The 17,020-nt window shown below is 71.9% G+C and carries 13 protein-coding genes and 1 pseudogene; 6 read left to right on the top strand and 8 right to left on the bottom strand.

All coding sequences use genetic code 11. The features are described 5' to 3' along the window. Nucleotides 1–561 precede the first annotated feature (561 nt). The gene (locus tag EAD98_RS30655) at nt 562–1,008 is read left to right on the top strand and encodes a hypothetical protein (protein WP_147457346.1); all 447 of its coding nucleotides are present in this window, start codon (nt 562–564) and stop codon (nt 1,006–1,008) included. Here EAD98_RS30655 and EAD98_RS07045 read toward each other — a convergent pair. The 8 genes from EAD98_RS07045 to EAD98_RS07010 form a co-directional block, all read right to left on the bottom strand. Beyond that, the gene (locus EAD98_RS07045; protein WP_121653244.1) at nt 941–2,437 is read right to left on the bottom strand and encodes an FAD-binding oxidoreductase; all 1,497 of its coding nucleotides are present in this window, start codon (nt 2,435–2,437) and stop codon (nt 941–943) included. The genes EAD98_RS30655 and EAD98_RS07045 overlap by 68 nt on opposite strands. A gap of 153 nt (nt 2,438–2,590) precedes the next feature. After that, nucleotides 2,591–3,313 carry an HD domain-containing protein gene (locus EAD98_RS07040; protein WP_121653243.1) on the bottom strand — a complete coding sequence of 241 codons (723 nt, stop codon included), beginning with the start codon at nt 3,311–3,313 and terminating at the stop codon, nt 2,591–2,593. A 137-nt stretch (nt 3,314–3,450) separates the two neighbouring features. Further along, nucleotides 3,451–4,812 (bottom strand): polysaccharide lyase family 1 protein, encoded by a 1,362-nt coding sequence (locus tag EAD98_RS07035; RefSeq protein WP_121653242.1) that lies wholly within the window; start codon nt 4,810–4,812, stop codon nt 3,451–3,453. Between the two features lie 213 nt (nt 4,813–5,025). Then, nucleotides 5,026–6,204 carry a Gfo/Idh/MocA family protein gene (locus EAD98_RS07030; RefSeq protein ID WP_121653241.1) on the bottom strand — a complete coding sequence of 393 codons (1,179 nt, stop codon included), beginning with the start codon at nt 6,202–6,204 and terminating at the stop codon, nt 5,026–5,028. Between the two features lie 25 nt (nt 6,205–6,229). Beyond that, the gene (locus EAD98_RS07025) at nt 6,230–7,723 is read right to left on the bottom strand and encodes a mannitol dehydrogenase family protein (RefSeq protein WP_121653240.1); all 1,494 of its coding nucleotides are present in this window, start codon (nt 7,721–7,723) and stop codon (nt 6,230–6,232) included. Beyond that, nucleotides 7,714–9,018: an enolase C-terminal domain-like protein gene (locus tag EAD98_RS07020; RefSeq protein WP_199723321.1), complete on the bottom strand. Its 1,305-nt coding sequence runs from the start codon at nt 9,016–9,018 to the stop codon at nt 7,714–7,716. The genes EAD98_RS07025 and EAD98_RS07020 overlap by 10 nt, the downstream gene beginning before the upstream one ends. After that, on the bottom strand, nt 9,015–10,448 hold the full coding sequence (uxaC, locus tag EAD98_RS07015; protein ID WP_121653239.1) for a glucuronate isomerase: 1,434 nt from the start codon (nt 10,446–10,448) through the stop codon (nt 9,015–9,017). The genes EAD98_RS07020 and uxaC overlap by 4 nt, the downstream gene beginning before the upstream one ends. A 24-nt stretch (nt 10,449–10,472) precedes the next feature. Beyond that, nucleotides 10,473–11,801: a Gfo/Idh/MocA family protein gene (locus EAD98_RS07010; RefSeq protein WP_121653238.1), complete on the bottom strand. Its 1,329-nt coding sequence runs from the start codon at nt 11,799–11,801 to the stop codon at nt 10,473–10,475. Between the two features lie 238 nt (nt 11,802–12,039). Here EAD98_RS07010 and EAD98_RS07005 point away from each other — a divergent pair, with 238 nt between their 5' ends. The 5 genes and pseudogenes from EAD98_RS07005 to EAD98_RS06985 all read left to right on the top strand — a co-directional run. Next, nucleotides 12,040–13,170, top strand: coding sequence for a LacI family DNA-binding transcriptional regulator (locus EAD98_RS07005; RefSeq protein WP_121653257.1), 1,131 nt, complete (start codon nt 12,040–12,042; stop codon nt 13,168–13,170). 19 nt (nt 13,171–13,189) lie between these two features. Then, on the top strand, nt 13,190–14,539 hold the full coding sequence (locus EAD98_RS07000) for an ABC transporter substrate-binding protein (protein ID WP_121653237.1): 1,350 nt from the start codon (nt 13,190–13,192) through the stop codon (nt 14,537–14,539). A gap of 195 nt (nt 14,540–14,734) precedes the next feature. Further along, nucleotides 14,735–15,718, top strand: a complete 984-nt coding sequence (locus tag EAD98_RS06995) for a carbohydrate ABC transporter permease (RefSeq protein WP_121653236.1) — start codon at nt 14,735–14,737, stop codon at nt 15,716–15,718. Then, entirely contained in the window at nt 15,718–16,617 is a 900-nt protein-coding gene (locus EAD98_RS06990; protein WP_121653235.1) for a carbohydrate ABC transporter permease, read from the top strand. Before EAD98_RS06995 ends, EAD98_RS06990 begins: the two co-directional genes overlap by 1 nt. Before the next feature lie 4 nt (nt 16,618–16,621). Beyond that, a pseudogene (locus EAD98_RS06985) lies at nt 16,622–17,020 on the top strand (hypothetical protein); the annotation flags it as partial.

Below are 17,020 nucleotides of genomic sequence, written 5' to 3'. Positions count from 1 at the left end.
GAGTGACGCGACGAGTCGATCCCAGGTTCGCGTCCACCACCGCCAACCGCGGACACTCGCGTCCCGGGTGATGGTCAACCCGCGCAGGCCCCGTTGCCGCCACTGGTCCGCGGGCCGTGGCCTCCCGTCGGGGGCGTCCGTCATGGCACCCCTCCATGGTCACGGATCAGCGTTTCACGCTAACAACCCGTGACCGATATGCCCGCCGCCACGCCGTCGGCGGCCGGCTGCTGCTCGTGATGCTCGGCGACCTCGCCAGCACCACACCGCATCCGCTACGCGTCGTCGTGCACAACCGATACCCCACGGAGGATGAGCGGTGGGGGTGCGGATGGGGTGAAGAGCGCGATGACTCAGAGGTATAAAGATGACTCTGAGGTATCGAGCTCTTCAGCAACACCACCCCCACACGCGCGGCGGTACGGATGCTCAGTTCCCGACAGTCGAGGCTGCTTCGGGCCCCGGTGACGGTGGCGGTGACGGTCGGGTGACGGGCCCTTCGCGATCCTCGTGCCGAGCCGGGCGCAGTGCACCGGCACGGGCAGCGGGGAGGCCGGTGCGGTGGACTTCGTCGACGGAGTGCTGGTGCGGTTGGCCGATCCGGGCACCCGCGCCGCGGTCTTCGACGACGCGTCGCTGGCCCACCTGGTGGAGGCCGCGTACGACACCGAGGCGATGCCGGTCACGCCCCCGTACGCGGCGGTCTTCGACGAGCTGACCCTCGGCTTCGTCGCCGCCCCGGGAACTGGGCGTGGCGCCGACGCCGTGGCTGGAGCACCTGGTGCGGGCCGGTACGGCCGGCCCTGCCTCCCGGCATCCGTGATCGACTCACCGCCACACCAACACCCACGCGCTGCTCTCTGCCGGCTCGGCGTCCACCCCCGCCCCCTCGGGGTGGTGGAGGTGGGGGTGGGTGCCACCGGGCGCTGCCCCGGGCAGGTCAGTGTGTGGCCGGCGGGATGCTCTGCTCGTACTGGAAGACGTTGTGGGGGTCGTACGTCGCCTTGATCTTGCGCAGCCGGTCGAAGTTGCGTCCCCAGTAGGCGGTCTCCCATTCCGCCATCCCGATGTTCGGCACGTTGACGTAGGCGCCATTCACGTAGGGGCGCAGCGCCTGGCTGAACTCGGCGATCCAGGTCTGGGCGATCGGGGTGACGGCGTCGCCGCTGTCCGGCTCCCCACGGGTGCCCCAGCCGGCGCCGGGCTCGGAATAGAAGAGCGCGTCGCGGTGCGGGAAGGCCGCGCCGCCGAACGGTTCCTTCCGCTGCGCCCCCGTACCGAAGGCCTGGGTGAAGAAGTTGCTGTCGTCCGAGGGGGCGTCCTCCATGAATGCGCGGATGATGCTGATCGCCTTCTCCGGGAACGGCTCGCTGGTGAACTGCGAGAAGAACTTCCAGTTCGCGGGCTCGTCCTCGGTCGGAATCTGGAATCCGGCGTAGGTGTCGCCCCAGCCTCCGATCTGCACCGTCACCTCGGGGTTGCCCACCGACAGGACCGGTTCCAACAACGTTCGCGCCTCTGCCTCGGAACCCTCCGCGAGCACCCCGAACAGCAGGATCTCGTTCTTGTGGACCTCGAGTTGGCTGCCGAGGCGGGGGTCGGCGAACGGTGCGCTGCGCTGCCATCTGTCGAAGACCCCGTGCAGGTCGTCGAGGCCCTCCCAGGTCGCCTGGAGGTAGGCGACGCTCTTGAGTGGAGCCACCTTGTAGGTGAGCGAGGTGACGATGCCGAAGTTGCCGTTTCCCGCTCCGCGCAGCGCCCAGAGCAGGTCCGGGTGGTTCCACGGGTCCACCTTGAGCACCTCCGCGCCGTCGGCGCCCGACGCCACCACGATCTCCACCCCGATCAGGTTGTCGCAGGCCATCCCGAGGTAGCGGGTGAGGAAGCCGAAACCGCCGCCGAGGGTCGCACCGGACAGACCGACGCTGCCCTCCGTTCCCGTCGTCGCCGCCAGGTCGTACTCCCCGAGCGCGGTCACCGCCTCCAACTGGTTGAGCCCGGCGCCGACTCGTGCGGTGCGACTGCCGGTGTCGATGTGGGCGCCCTTCAGCTCGCTGACGTCGATCACGATGCCGTTGTCGACGTTCGACCAGCCCTCAAGGCTGTGACGGCCGCTGCGGACCCGCAGTGCGACGTCGTTCTGCCGCGCCCACGTGAGGGCGTTGACCACGTCCCGGGTCTCCTGGGCGAAGACGATGACCAGCGGATAGTGAACGAAGAGTTCGTCCCAGCCGAGGCTCGCGCTCGCGTAGTCGGGGCTCTGGGGACGGACGATACGGCCGGTCAACGTCGCCGGAGGGTAGGTCGCGCTGGAGGAGGCACCCAGGTCGTCGGCCGCGATTGCCGAGCTGCCACCGGCCATCATGACCGGGAGCGCAACCGCCCCGGCGCCAACGGCCGTCGCCTTGAGCAGATCACGACGAGAAAGGTCGCGCATGGTCGAATCCTCCCGATCGGCTGGTCGCGCCGACAATTCGACCAAGAGGGCATTTCCCCTCTCATCTGGCGCGAACTCACCGTATTACGGGAGGCTTCTTCGGAGATCTGAGATCTTGTCGCAGAACCCGGTCGGGTGATGCGTCGGGCCTGGTCAGTTGGGGTGGGCGGGCTGGTCCAGGATCGCGCTGAACCGCTCCTCGGCCAGGTCGAGCTGGCTGAAGATGTGCCGCTTCACCGGCAGCGAGAGCGGTGTGTCGGGCCGGCCGATCAGGTCGCGGAAGAGCGGCACCAGCGGCCGGTACTTGATCGCCGAGGAGACCACCTTCGGCCCGACCGTGTGGATCACACCCACCCCGTTGTCGGTGAAGTCCGAAACCTTGATCACCCGGGCCCAGGGCTCCCGGTCCAGGCTGACCACCAGATGCTCGCGGTACTGCGTGTTGCGGTCGCGCTGCGGGTCGTACACCGGGTTGGTGACGGCCGCGACCAGCGTCGCCACCCGCGGTCCGAACCGGGCGGCCAGCGTGGCCAGCGCGCCCCCGCGCGGGTCGCCGCCCCCGTCGGCAAGCTCGGCCGGGTGGTCCTCCACAGCGTCGTGCAGCAGGCCGGCGACGATCACGTCGACGTCGCGCACCTGGTAGTGGTGCATCAACCGGATGGCCACCCGCAGCAGGTGGTTGAGGTACGGCTCGCGAACCCGCCGGTCGTCGCGGTGCAGGTCGGCGGCCAGGTCGAGCGCGGCGGTCAGCCGGGCCCGGGCGCTGTCGTCGAACTGCTGGATCTCCAACCGGAAGCGTTCCAGCAGGCCCGGTTCGCCGTGGATCTCGGTGATCGCGTGCATCGGCATGCTGCCCAGGTGCGGCGGGAAGTCCATGCGTCACTTATAGCCGATCTTCACCATGGTGATCGCCCCGTGCGTCGCCGACCCGACCCACCGCACCGGGCCGACGCCGTGCGCGCGTCGACCCGGCCGGGAGGGCTCCGGCGCCGCCGCGACGGAGGGCGGGCGGGTCAGGCCGGCAGGCGGTCGGCGCCGGCGAGCGGGCCGACCAGGAGCGGAACCAGCGGCGCCGGCAGGACCGGACCGTGGCGCAGGGTGGGCGTCCAGCCGGCGTCGGCGCCCAGGTCGGGGTCGTGCGCCGCGTTGTACGCCGCCAGCAGGTCGACCGGCCGGGCCGGGCCGTCGCTCTGGCGGATCCAGGTGCCCCGCTCGGTGAGCGCGGTGCCGCCCCAGTCGTACAGCAGGTCGGCCGGGGCGACCGCCGCGTCGAGTGTGAAGAAGTTGTTCTGGACGTACAGCGCGGACTGCACGCCGACGCCGAGCGCGTACTGGAAGTCGTTCCCGCCGAGCCGGTAGTGGTTGTTGTAGACGTCGACCTGGCCGAAGCGCACCCGGGGCAGCCGTTGCAGGACGCCGTCGAAGAGGTTGTGGTGCAGAGTGACCCTCAGCCGGCCCACGTCCGGGCCGACGGTGTTGGACGAGCCGATCAGCATCAGCTTGTCGCGCCCCGTGAAGCGGTTCCAGGAGGCGGTGACCAGGCTGGCCGTGTGCGTGACGTCCAGCGAACCGTCGTGCACCTGGTACGGCCGTCCGAAGTAGGTCGGTTGGGCGCTGTCCGGGTTGTCGCCGTCGGTGAAGGTGTTGTGGTCGACCCACACGTGTTCGCTGCGGCGTACCGAGATCTGGTCGTACTGGCTGTTCCAGTTGCCGGCCTCGCCGTCGGTCGGTGACCAGGCGGGGAAACAGTCCCGGGCGTCCACGAAGGTCAGGTTGCGGACGATGACGTTCGACGCTCGGTCGATCATGAGGGTGAGCCCGGTCAGGCGGGCGCCGCGCAGCCCGACGATGGTGGTGTTGGGGCCGACGTTGACCTGGGTCTGCCGGGTCTGGTTGGCCACCGAGCGCACCCGGGCCTCCTCCAGCGGCCCGGCCGGCGGCACCCGACCCCACACCGCCGGGTCGTACGCGGCCAGGTAGGCGTCCAGCCGGTACTCCGGGTCGGCCAGGTCGGCGCAGCTCAGCGGCGCGCCGTCGGGCCCCTCGAAGCCGTCGACCGTGCCGTCCACGTAGATGAGCTTCGGGGTGGCGTCGGTGGCGTTGCCGGCGTTGTCGCCGCCGAGCGCGTCGACCAGCTCGGCCCGGTTGTGGACCACCCGGGTCCGCTCGGGGGCCGCCGTCGAACCGCCGGTGGTCCCGGTGCCCTCGGCCGCCCAGCCGTCGCGCTCGGGCAGCGCCTGCCGGCCGAGGTGGCGGGCCGCCCAGGAGAGCCCGTCGCCGGCGGAGGCCGGTGAGCCGGAGCGGGGAGCGGCGCCGGCCGGGGCGGCACCGAGCAGGAGGGCCACGACCGTAGCGCCGGCGAGGATTCTGCGCATCGATTCTTCCCGTTCGCTGGTGGTGGTTCGGGAGTCACCAGGAACGGTAGGTTCGGGGTTTTATGAGAGTCAACACCATCTATATGCAGGAATGTTGCAGTTGTCCAGGTCGACGAGCATCGCCCCGACCGCCGTCGGTCGGGTATCCGGGGTTACGTCCGATCTGGCCCGGACGAGTCCGGGCGCTGTTTGCACTCCGGTTGCCGTCGCCCCCTATCCCGCCAGCTCCGCGCGGTACGCCGGCACCGCCCACGGCACCGCCAGCTCGCCCGGCAGCGCCCCCCGCTCGGCCGCCCGGCGCAGCACGTCGGCGACGCCCCGCAGGTGGCGTACCCGCTCCCCGCCGTCGCCCACCACGTCGACCAGATCGCCGTCGAGCAGTCGGGGCTCCGGCGCGGCCCGCAGGGCGTCCAGCAGCGCGGTGAACGGCGCGGTACGGGCCAGCGGGGCGATCAGCGGCACCCGGGCCGGGTCGGCCCGGTGCGCCAGCAGGTTCTCCAGCAGCCCTCGCCGTCCCGGAACGCGGCGGGTCACCACGTCGCCGGGCAGTCGCAACCGGTCCGTCGGGTACTCCAGCACCGCCCGGCCCGCCGTGCCGGTGACCACCACCTCGCCCGCCACGAACTCCTCGGCGGCCAGGGTGACCGCGGCCAGCACCGGCGGGCCGGCGCGGAACCGGACCCGCAGCACGGCGGTGTCCTCCACCTCGATCGGTCGTACCCGGTAGCGCTCCACCTCGATGGCGACCGGCCACGGCCGCGCCCCGCCGAGCGCCTCGGCGACCGCCAGGCACTGCATGACCGCGTGCGCGAGAGGGTTGGCCAGCGCGCCGTCCAGCACCGGTCGACCGTCCACACTCCGCCGACCGGCCCAGGGGGAGCGGGCGTAGTAGGCGTCCGGCCGTTGCCACGCGGCGACGGTGGCGATGCCGGTGACCGTGCCGAGCCGGCCGGCGGCCAGCGCGTCGGTCAGCGCGGTCAGCGCCGCCGAGCCGAGCGCCTGGAAGCCGACCTGGGCCACCCGCCCGGCCTCGGTCAGCGCCGCGGTCAGCTCCTCGTGCTCGGCCAGCGACAGCACCGGCGGCTTCTCCAGCAGCAGGTCCGCGCCGGCGGCCAGGGCGTCCCGGGCGATCGGCAGGTGGGTGTGTGGCGGGGTGCAGATCACCACCACCTCCGGGCGCGCCGCGGCGAGCATCGCACGGTGGTCGGTGAAGACCTCCACCCCGGGCGGCACCGGCGCGTCCGGGTCGTCCTCCACCGGCCGTACGTCGACCAGGGCGACCAGCCGCAGCCGACCGGCGGCGTGCAGCGGCGCGATCACCCGCCGGTGCCACCGGCCGTGTCCGTTCGCCCCGATCACCGCCACCCGGGGTGGCGACGTCGGCCCGCTCACCGGGCACCGGGCGGTGTCGGTCCGTTCACCGGGCGCCCGCCAGTGTCGCCTCGACGCCGTGCCGTGCCAGCGCGGTCAGCCAGCCGGTCACCTCGGCCCGTACCTCGTCGTCCCCGGCCACCTCGGCCGGGAAGATCTCGCGCAGCGCGAAGACCGCGTCCACCGCGCCGGCCGGCGTCTGCGCCCCCGCGTCCAGCGCGGCCCGGATCGGCCCGGCGAGGGGGTCCTGCAACGGCAGCCCCCGGCCGTCGTCGGCGTACCCCAGCGCGAAGCGCAGCCAGGCGGCCACGACCAGCGCGCCCCAGCGGGCGGACCGGCCGGCCGCGCGCAGGTCGGCGATGGTGTGCAGGACCCGCTGCGGCAGCTTCTGCGAACCGTCCGTGGCCACCTGGAGGGTGCGGTAGTGGATCGCGGGGTTGCCGAACCGGGCGAGGACCTGTTCCCCGTAGTCGACGACCCGCACCCCGTCGGGCGGGGTGAAGCTGTGTGCCACGTCCTCGGCGATGAGCCGGCGCAGCACGTCGGCCAGGTGCGGGATCTCCAGCGCCTCGGCGACGGTCTCCCGGCCGGCCAGCGCGCCCAGGTACGCCACGGCCGAGTGCACGCCGTTGAGGGTGCGCAGCTTCAGCCGTTCCCACGGGCCGGCGTCGCCGGTGAGCACCGCGCCGGCGTGCTCCCAGCCGGGCCGGCCGCCGGGGAAGTCGTCCTCGATGACCCACTGCGCGTACGGCTCGGCGGCCACCGCGGCGAGGTCGGTCACGCCGAGCGCCCGCCGGGCCGAGTCGATCGTCTCCGCGGTGGTGGCCGGCACGATCCGGTCCACCATGGTCCCCGGGCAGGTCACATTGCCCGCCACCCAGTCGACGAGCCCGGCCGGCACCCCGGCGGCCCGGCCGACCGCCTGGTCGACCAGACCGCGCAGCCGCCGGCCGTTGGCCGGCAGGTTGTCGCAGCTGACCAGCGCCACCGGCCCGGCGTCTGCGGCGGCCCGGGCGGCCAGCCCGCGCAGCAGCAGCCCCGGCACGGTGATCGGCGGGCGGCCGCCGGCCAGGTCCGCGGCGAGCGCCGAGTCGGGGCACAGCTGGCCGGTCACCGGGTCGAGTTGGTACGCCTTCTCGGTGACCGTCAGTGTCACCACCCGCACCGCCGGGTCGGCGAGCAGCGCCACCACGGCGTCCGGGTCGCTGGCCGCGTGCCGGACCCCGCTGAACGCGCCGACCACCCGGGTGGCACTGCCGGCGGCGGAGAGGCTGCTGACGCTGAACAGGTTGTCCTGCGCGGTGAGCGCCTCGACCAGGGCGGTGCTGCGGGGGGCGACCGCCATGATGCCCCAGTCGCCGCCGGCCGCGCCGATCGCGGCCTCGGTGTAGACGGCCTGGTGCGCCCGGTGGAACGCGCCGAGCCCGAGGTGGACGACGCCGGCCGGCACGGTGCCGGGTCGCACCAGCGGCCGGGCCTCGGCGGGCAGCCGTCGCAGGACACCCAGGCCGAGCCGGGAGGCGCCGACGGTCACCGCCATGCCGGGCCGTCCGGGAAGCGGAACTCGGCGATCGACGCCGGCTTCATGGTGGCGCTGTAGCCGGGCCGCTCGGGCAGCAGGTAGCGGCCGCCACGGGTGCGGACCGGGTCGACGAAGTGCTCGTGCAGGTGGTCGACGTACTCGATCATCCGCCCGTCCAGGCCGGTGCCGACCCGCAGGTAGTCGAAGATCGCCAGGTGCTGGACGTACTCGCAGAGGCCGACGCCGCCGGCGTGCGGGCAGACCGGCACCCCGAACTTCGCCGCCAGCAGCAGCTCGGCGAGGACCTCGTTGACGCCGCCGACCCGGCACGCGTCGATCTGCATCACGCCGATCGCCTCGGCCTGGAGCAGCTGCTTGAAGATCACCCGGTTGGCCGCCACCTCACCGGTGGCCACCCGGCAGCGCCCACCGGTCAGCTCGTCGACGGCGCGGGCGATCCGGGCATGGCCGAGGATGTCGTCGGCGTGGGTCGGCTCCTCGATCCAGTACGGGTCGACCTCAGCGAGGGTGGTCATCGCGGTGATCGCCTCGTCGACGTCCCAGACCTGGTTGGCGTCCATCATCAGCAGCGCGTCGGGGCCGATCTCCTCCCGGATGATCCGGGCCCGCCGCAGGTCGTCGGCGAGCGGGCCGCCGACCTTCATCTTCATCGCCCGCCAGCCGTCGTCGTACGCCTGCCGGGTCAGCGCGCGCACCTTGTCGTCCGGGTAGCCGAGCCAGCCGACCGAGGTGGTGTACGAGGGGAAGCCGTCCCGTTCGAGGGTGGCCAACCGGTCGGTCAGTCCGTCGCGTCCTTTGTCCAGGATGGCGGCGGCCTCGTCCGGGGTGAGCGCGTCGGTGATGTGCCGGAAGTCGACGCTGGCGACGAGGTCGTCGGTGGGCAGTTCGGCGAGGAACCGCCACATCGGTTTGCCGGCCAGGGTGGCCCGCAGGTCCCAGACCGCGTTGACCAGCGCGCCGGTCGCCATGTGAATGACGCCCTTCTCCGGGCCGAGCCAGCGCAGCTGCACATCGGCGCTGAGCGAACGCCAGAACGCCACCGGCTCGGCGGCGATCTCTTCAACGGTGCGACCCCGCACGTGGTGGGCGAGCGCGCGGACGGCCGCGCAGGTGATCTCGTTGCCCCGGCCGTTGGTGAAGGTGAAACCGGCGCCGGTCGGCCCGGCGTCGGTGCCCAGCTCCACGTAGGTCGCCGAGTAGTCGCCCCGGTTGATCGCGTCCGAGCCGTCGCCCCGCGCGGCGGTCGGGAACCGCACGTCGTGCACCTCGACGGAGGTGATGGTGATGCTCACTGGTTGGCCCCTCCGAAGTTGAAGACCCGCTTGGGCAGCCGGTACGCCAGGTCGACGATGGTCTCGGCGGCCTCGTCCATCGGCAGCCGGTGCTCGGCGACCAGCCGGGCCAGGAAGCCGGCGTCGACCCGGCGCGCCACGTCGTGGCGGACCGGGATGGAGCAGAACGCCCGGGTGTCGTCGACGAACCCGGTGGTGTTGTAGAACCCGGCGGTCTCGGTGACCGTCTCCCGGAACCGGCGCAGCACCTCGGGGGAGTCCAGGAACCACCAGGGCGCGCCGAGCAGCAGCGCGGCGTAGCCGCCGGCCAGGGGCGCCAGCTCGCGGGTGAAGGTGTCCTCGTCGAGGGTGTAGAGCACCACCCGCAGCCGGGGGTCGTTGCCGTAGCGCTCCAGCAGCGGGGCGAGCGCGTGCACGTACTCGGTGGCCTGCGGGACGTCTCCGCCGACGTCGCGACCGTGCCGGGCGTGCAGCCACCGGTTGTGGTTGCGCACCGCGCCGGGGTGCAGTTGCAGCACCAGGCCGTCGTCGAGCGACATCCGGGCGAACTCCACCAGCATGTGCGCCCGGAACGCCTCCGCGTCGGCCGGGTCGGCCTCGCCGCGCCGGCCCCGGTCGTACAGCCGCGCGGCCTCCTCCGGCGCCAGGTCCAGGGTGCGCGCGGTGGGGTGGCCGTGGTCGGAGGAGGTGGCCCCGGCCGCGATGAACGCGGCCCGGCGTGCCCGCAGCGCGGCCAGGTAACCGGCGTACGTGCCGGTGTCCTCCCCGGCCAGCTCGCCGAGGCGGTCGACGTTGGTCGACCAGCCCTCGAACTCCATGTCCACCACGTCGTCGGGACGGAAGGTGGTGACCACCCGCCCGCCCGGCCCGCCCCACCCGTCGGCGGCCAGTTTGGCGTGCTGGCCGAGGTCGTCCAAGGGCGACTCGGTGGTGGCGAGGACCTCGATGCCGAACCGCTCGAACAGCGCTCGGGGTCGGAAGTCCGGCTCGGCGAGCCGGGCGGCCAGCTCGTCGTAGAGGGTGTCGGCCGTGGTCGGGCCGAGCGGGGTGTGCACGCCGAACACGGTGCGGAAGGTCTGCTCCAGCCACAGTCGCGACGGGGTGCCCCGGAACAGGTGCCAGTGCGCGGCGAAGTTCCGCCAGATGACCCGGCCGTCGGTCTCCACGGCGCTGCCGTCGCGGGTGGGCACACCCAGCTCCGCCGGGGGCACGCCCTGGCTGAGCAGCATCCGGGTCAGGTAGTGGTCCGGCACGATGAGCAGTTGCGCCGGGTCCGGGAACGGCTGGTCCTCGGCGAGCAGGGCCGGGTCGACGTGCCCGTGCGGCGAGATGATGGGTTGTTCCGCGGCGAGGGCGTACAGCTCCCGGGCCAGCGCGCGCTGGCCGGGCTCGGGCGGCAGGAGCAGGTCGGTGTCGTCGAACGTGGGCACGGGGATGGGCTCCTCGTCGGTGGGTCAGCGGGGGGTGAGCAGGTCGGCGACCCGGACCGGCTGCCCGGTCTCGAAGGACCGGTTGGCGGCCAGGCCGGTGAGCAGGGCCAGGGCGCCGTCGTCGGCGGTCGCGGCGCGGTCGAGCGGATCGGGGTGGCCACGGAAGAGCACCCCGGTCATCCGCGCGTCCGCGCCGCCGTGCCCGTGCCGGGTGCGGCCCTCGACGGGGATCCGCCGGGGCGGCTCCCAGAACGGCCGCAGGGTGAGCGTCCCGCCGCCGCCCTCGGCCGGCGCTTCGGCGCCGTGCAGGGCGGCGCCCTTGACCGCGCCGGCGGTGCCCCGGTCGACGAAGTCGTTCTCGGTGACCTCCAGCTCCAGCCGGCCCCGGCTGCCGTTGACCATCACCCGGTAACCCTCCCAGGGGGCGTACGCGGTGAGGTGGTAGGTCATCGTGGCGCCGGTGGAGTAGCGGGCGAGCACGGCCATGTCGTCCTCGATGCTCACCCCGGGGGCGAACACGTTGCGGTCGCGCTGGTAGCCGTCCTCGGCCTCGGCGTCGAGGTACAGCTCGCGCAGTCGGGGGTGCGCGTCCAGCCGCAGCGCGAACGGGTCGTCCGCGGCGGCGGGGGAGCCGTACGCCCGGTCGTAGTCGCGGGCGTAGCCGTGCCGGCGGCCGTCCTCGCCGTAGAAGAACAGGCGCCCCGCCGCGTACACCTCGACCGGGGTGGCGTCGAGCCACCAGTTGACCAGGTCGAAGTGGTGGCTGGCCTTGTGCACCATCAGCCCGCCGGAGGTGGCCTTGTCCCGGTGCCAGCGGCGGAAGTAGTCGGCGCCGTGCCGCACGTCGAGCAGCCACTCGAAGTGCACCGAGCCGATCTCGCCGACCGCCCCGTCGGCGAGCAGCCGGCGGACCTGCTCGTGCAGCGGGTTGTAGCGGTAGTTGAAGGCGACCGTCACCCGGCCGCCGGTCTCCGCCACGGCGTTCAGGATCCGCCGGCAGCGGGGCACGTCCACGGTCATCGGCTTCTCGGTGACGACCTCGCGCCCGGCGCGCAGCGCGGCGACCACGTACTCGTCGTGGGTGACGTCGACGCTGGTGACCAGGACGACGTCGACCCGCTCCTTGTCCAGCATGGCCACGAAGTCGCCGGCCGGGTAGGTCGGCACCGGGCGGTGGCCCAGCTCGGTGAGCCAGCGGTTGTGGGCGTCCATCCGGGACCGGTTGACGTCGGCGAAGGCGACCAGTTCGGTGGTGTCCGCGTGGTCGAGCACCAGGGCCCGGACGAACATCTCCGCCCGCGCGCCGGTGCCCACGACGGCGTGCCGGACCCGGCCGTCGGCTCTGGGTGACATTCGGTCGCCTCCCCGGTGATCCTGCAAAGGTTTGCAGTGAAGTAATCACGATCGATCCGAGTGCGTCAACGACGGCGACGCAATCGGCGGTAAATGTCAGTGTTTGCGGGCCTGGAAGTCGCCAACGGGAGTCCTGACGCAACAGAACCGTAACCATCCACCGTTGACACTGGCGCAACCGTTTGCATTAATGGGCCACACCCACGTGACCGCCGCCACATCGGACGAAGGGGCCGCCGTGCCAGTCACCATCCGGGACGTCGCCCGCGCCTCCGGGGTGCACATCTCCACCGTGTCGCGCACCTTCTCCGCTCCGCACCTGGTCAACCCGGAGACCCGGGTCCGGGTGCTGGCCTGCGCGGAGGATCTGGGTTACCGGCCGAACCGGGCAGCCCGGGCCCTGATCACCGGCCGTACGCACAACATCGGCCTGATCATCGCGGACATCGCGAACCCCTTCTTCCCGCCCCTGATTAAGGCGGCGGAGAGCCAGGCCCGGCACCGCGACTACCACGTCTTCGTGGCCGACACCAATGAGGACCCGACCGCCGAGGAGGAGCTGGTCCACGCCCTGGCCAAGCAGGTGGACGGGGTCCTGCTGTGCAGCCCGCGGATGAGCAACAGCCTGATCGAGCAGCTCAGCCGCGAGGTGCCGCTGGTGGTCGTGAACCGACAGGTCACCGGCCTGCCCTGTGTGCTGATGGATGTCGGGCAGGGCGCCCGGGCCGCGATCGAGCACCTGATCGGCCTGGGTCATACCCACATCGCGCTGCTCGGCGGCCCCCGCAGCTCGTGGACCAACCGGGAGATGCGCCGCGCCGCCGCCACGGCGGCCCGCGCCGGCGGCACCGAGCTGACCCTGCTCGGCCCGAACGCGCCCACCGAGACCGGCGGACACGCGGTCGCCGAGCAGGTGCGGCGCAGCGGCGTGTCCGCCGTGCTTGCCTACAACGACCTGATGGCGATCGGCCTCATCGAGGGGCTGGACGCGCTCGGGGTCCGGGTGCCGCAGGAGGTGAGTGTCGTCGGGGTCGACGACATCGCCCTGAGCCGGTTGACCCGCCCCAAACTGACGACGGTGGCCACACCCACCGGGGCCGCCGGCCGGACGGCCGTCGACATGCTGCTGCAACAGGACACCGAGTCACCGCGTGGTACGCGGGGGCCCGGTGCCGGCACGGCGCTCGGCGTCCGTCGTACGACCGCACAGGTAATGCTCCAGACCGACCTGGTCATCCGCGACTCGACCGGCCCGGGCCCGCAGGCCCGACCGGCACGTCCCCTGGCCGCGCCGCCGGGCCCGGACCCGCATTGCCCTGCGGGCCCGGGCACCCCGACCGCGGCCACCGGTGACGCCGTCGCCTCCTAATGCCGAGGAGTGAGCGCACATGCACCCCGCAACGCCCCCCACCACTGACGCGTCCGTCGGGCGCAGTCACCGTACCTCGCTGCCCCGGCGGCGCCTGCTGCGCGGCCTGCTCGCCGCGACGGTCGCCGCGCCGTTGATGTTCGGCGCCGCTGCCTGCGGAGACGACGACGGCGGCGCCGCCGACCCGAACGCCCCGGTCAAGCTCTCCATCTTCTGGTGGGGCGGTGACGCCCGGGCCAAGCTGACCGAGGACGCCCTCGCCCTCTACACCAAGAAGCACCCGAACGTGACGTTCGAGAAGACCTGGCAGGCCAACCAGGGCTACTTCGACAAACTGGCGACGCTCACGGCCGGTGGCAACCCGCCGGACCTGTTCCAGATCGACGACAACTACCTGGCCGAGTACGCGGCCCGCAACACCACGCTCGACCTGACCTCGTACCAGAAGTCCGGCAAGCTGGACACCTCCAAGTTCCCCGAGAGCCTCTGGCAGTACGGCGTGGTTGACGGCAAGCTCGCCGGCCTGGCCGCCGGGGAGAACACCCAGGGCCTGGTCTACAACAAGACGCTGCTGACCAAGAACGGCCTGCCCGAGCCCACCACCGGGATGTCGTGGGAGCAGCACATCGCCTGGGCCGAGCAGGTGTCGAAGAAGACCGGCGTACCCGGCACCCAGGACCCGAGCGCCGACTACAAGGCGCTCTGGGTCTGGCTGCGCCAGCAGGGCAAGGACCTCTACAAGGGCTCCGAACTGGGCTTCACCGCCGAGGACGTGACGAGGTGGTTCGACCTGTGGAAGGGCGCCCGGGACCGTAAGGCCACCCCGACCGCCGACGTCATCCACGAGGGCAACTCCAGCGACGTCACCAAGCAGTTGGTGGTCACCGGCAAGTCGGCGACCTCCTGGGTCTGGGCCAACCAGATGCCGGACCTGAAGAAGAACACCAAGGATGAGCTGGGCGTGATCGCCTACCCCGGTGACCCGAGCGCGCAGTGGGCCCGGGCCTCGATGTACTGGTCGGTGTTCAAGGGCAGCAAGAACAAGGACGTCGCGGTCGACGTGATCAACTTTTTGAACAACGACCAGGAGGCGGTCAAGCTGCTCGGCACCGACCGCGGCCTGCCGTCCAACCTGGACCTGCGCCGGGTGGTCAGCGACGACACCACCGACCCGGCCATGAAGCAGTCCATCGCCGTCGAGGCGGAGTTGACCCAGAAGTTCGGCAAGTCCCCGCAGGTGCCGATCAAGGGCCACAGCAAGGTCAAGTCCGAGCTGATCAAGGCCGCCGAGAACGCGCAGTACGCCCGGGCCACCCCCGCCGAGGCCGCCACCCAGTTCATCGAGGCGTGCAAGGCCGCCATCGCCTGACCGCCCCCAGGGTCTGTGTCGAAGTCCCTGGCCGGCCTGCGGCGGGCCCAGACAACGCCCGGCCGCGTTGGAGATTGGTCCGGATACGACACCGGTATCCGGACCAATCTCCGCCTTGCCGGACCGCCGCCTGGACTCCGCCTCGGCTCGACCGGGGACTTCGACACAGACCCAACGCGAGGAGAGGAGCTGTTCGTGGCGTTGACCACGGCACCCGACCCGACCCGACGCGGCCCCGGCACCGACCGGGCCCACGCCGAGAGGCGTGGGCCCGGTCGCCTCCGGCACAGCGAAGGTCTGGCGGGGTACGTCTTCCTGTCGCCGTGGCTCATCGGCCTGATGGGTGTCACGGCGATCCCCATGCTGCTGTCGCTCTACCTGAGCTTCACCAACTACGACATCCTCACCCCGTTCTCCGAGGTGGAGTGGGTGGGGCTGGCCAACTACGAGCGGATGTTCACCGCCGACCCGTCGTACTGGCACGCGGTGCGGGTGACCCTGACCTTCGCGCTCATCGCCGTACCGCTGAAGCTGGCCGCGGCGCTCGGCGTGGCGCTGCTGCTCAACCACGCCTGGCGCGGGGTCGGGCTGTTCCGCGGGCTGTTCTACCTGCCGTCGCTGCTCGGCGGCAGCGTCGCGCTGGCCATCGTCTGGGTCAACATGTTCAACCGCGACGGCGCGTTCAACTCGCTGCTCAGCCTCTTCGGCATCCAGGGCAAGCCCTGGGTCAACGACCCGGACTGGGCCCTGGAGACGCTGATGGTGCTGGCCATCTGGCAGTTCGGCGCGCCGATGGTGATCTTCCTGGCCGGGCTCAAGCAGGTGCCCACCGAGCTGTACGAGGCCGCGTCGGTCGACGGCGCCGGCCGGTTCCGCCAGTTCCGCAACGTCACCCTGCCGATGCTCTCCCCGGTGATCTTCTTCAACCTGGTGCTGGAAACGATCAACGGCTTCCAGGGCTTCACCGCCGCGTTCGTGCTCAGCAACGGCACCGGCGGCCCGGTCGACTCCACCCTGATGTACACGCTGAACCTCTACATCACCGGCTTCACCGACCTCGAAATGGGCTACGCGTCGGCCATGGCCTGGGTGTTCCTGCTCGCCATCGCGGTGATCACCGCGATCTTCTTCAGCACCGGGCGGTTCTGGGTGCACTACTCCGACGGGGAGGACCGGTGATGGTGGCGGTGACCCGGACGGCCGGCGTACCGACCGGACCGGCGCCGACCGCGCGCCGACGACCGGCCGGCCGGCCGGTGCTGCGACTGCTGATCCTGGTGGCGATCGTCGCCGTGGTGCTCTACCCGCTGATCTGGATGGTCGGCACCTCGGTGAAGTCCCAGGAGGAGATCGTCAACAACGTGGGGCTGCTGCCCGAGCGGTTCACCCCGGGCAACTACACCGCCGGATGGTCCAACTTCGACGTCAGCTTCGGCCGGTTCTTCCTCAACAGCGCCATGGTCAGCCTGCTCACCGTCGTCGGCAACGGGCTCTCCTGCCTGCTGGCCGCGTACGCCTTCGCCCGGCTGCGGTTCCGGCTGCGCGGCATGTGGTTCGCCGTCATGATCGGCACGCTGCTGTTGCCCCAGCACGTGCTGATCGTGCCGCAGTACATCCTGTTCCGGACCCTCGGACTGGTCGGCGGGGACTGGCCGTACCTGCCACTGCTGATCCCGCAGTTCCTGGCCACCGAGGCGTTCTTCGTCTTCCTGATGGTGCAGTTCATGCGGGGCGTTCCCCGCGAGCTGGACGAGGCGGCGCGGATCGACGGCGCCGGCCCGTACGGCATCTTCCGGCACATCATCCTGCCGCTGAGCCGCCCCGCGCTGGTCACCACCGCGATCTTCTCGTTCATCTGGACCTGGAACGACTTCTTCCGGCAGTTGGTGTTCCTCTCCCAACTGGAGGACTACACCGTGCCGGTCGCGCTGACCCTGTTCATCGACTCGACCAGCCAGAGCGCGGTCGGGCCGATGTTCGCCATGTCGGTGCTGTCGCTGCTGCCGGTCTTCCTGTTCTTCGTCGCGTTCCAGCGGATGCTCGTCGAGGGGATCAACACCAGTGGCATCAAGGGCTGAGCCGGTGGACACCGCCGGCCGGCGGGACTGGCGCGACGTCGTCCGGGATGCCGCCGACCTGGCGCTGCTCGGCATCCTGCTGGTGCTGGCGGCAGCGCCGCTGCTAACCGTCGCCGCGGCGGCGGGCACGGCCAGCGCGGCGGTGCACGACTGGACCCGTACCGGCGGTTGGCCGACGGCGCGGGCGACCCTGCGCCGGTTCGGCCGCTCGGTGCTGCCCGGTGTGCCGGTCAGCCTGCTCGCGCTTGCCGTGGCCGGCCTGCTCACCGCCGACCTGGCCGCCCTGGCCACCGGCCGGGTGCCGGGCGGTCCTCCGGCGCTGCTGGTAACCGCACTGGTCACGGCCGGCCTGGCCGGCTACGCCGGGTTGGTCGTCGTCGAGGTGGGCGGCAACGGGGGCGGG

The sequence above is a fragment of the Micromonospora sp. CV4 genome, assembly GCF_003667455.1.
Classification (GTDB): Bacteria; Actinomycetota; Actinomycetes; order Mycobacteriales; family Micromonosporaceae; genus Micromonospora.
Note: the sequence above shows the minus strand (reverse complement) of the source record. Positions and strands in the feature narration are given on the sequence as shown.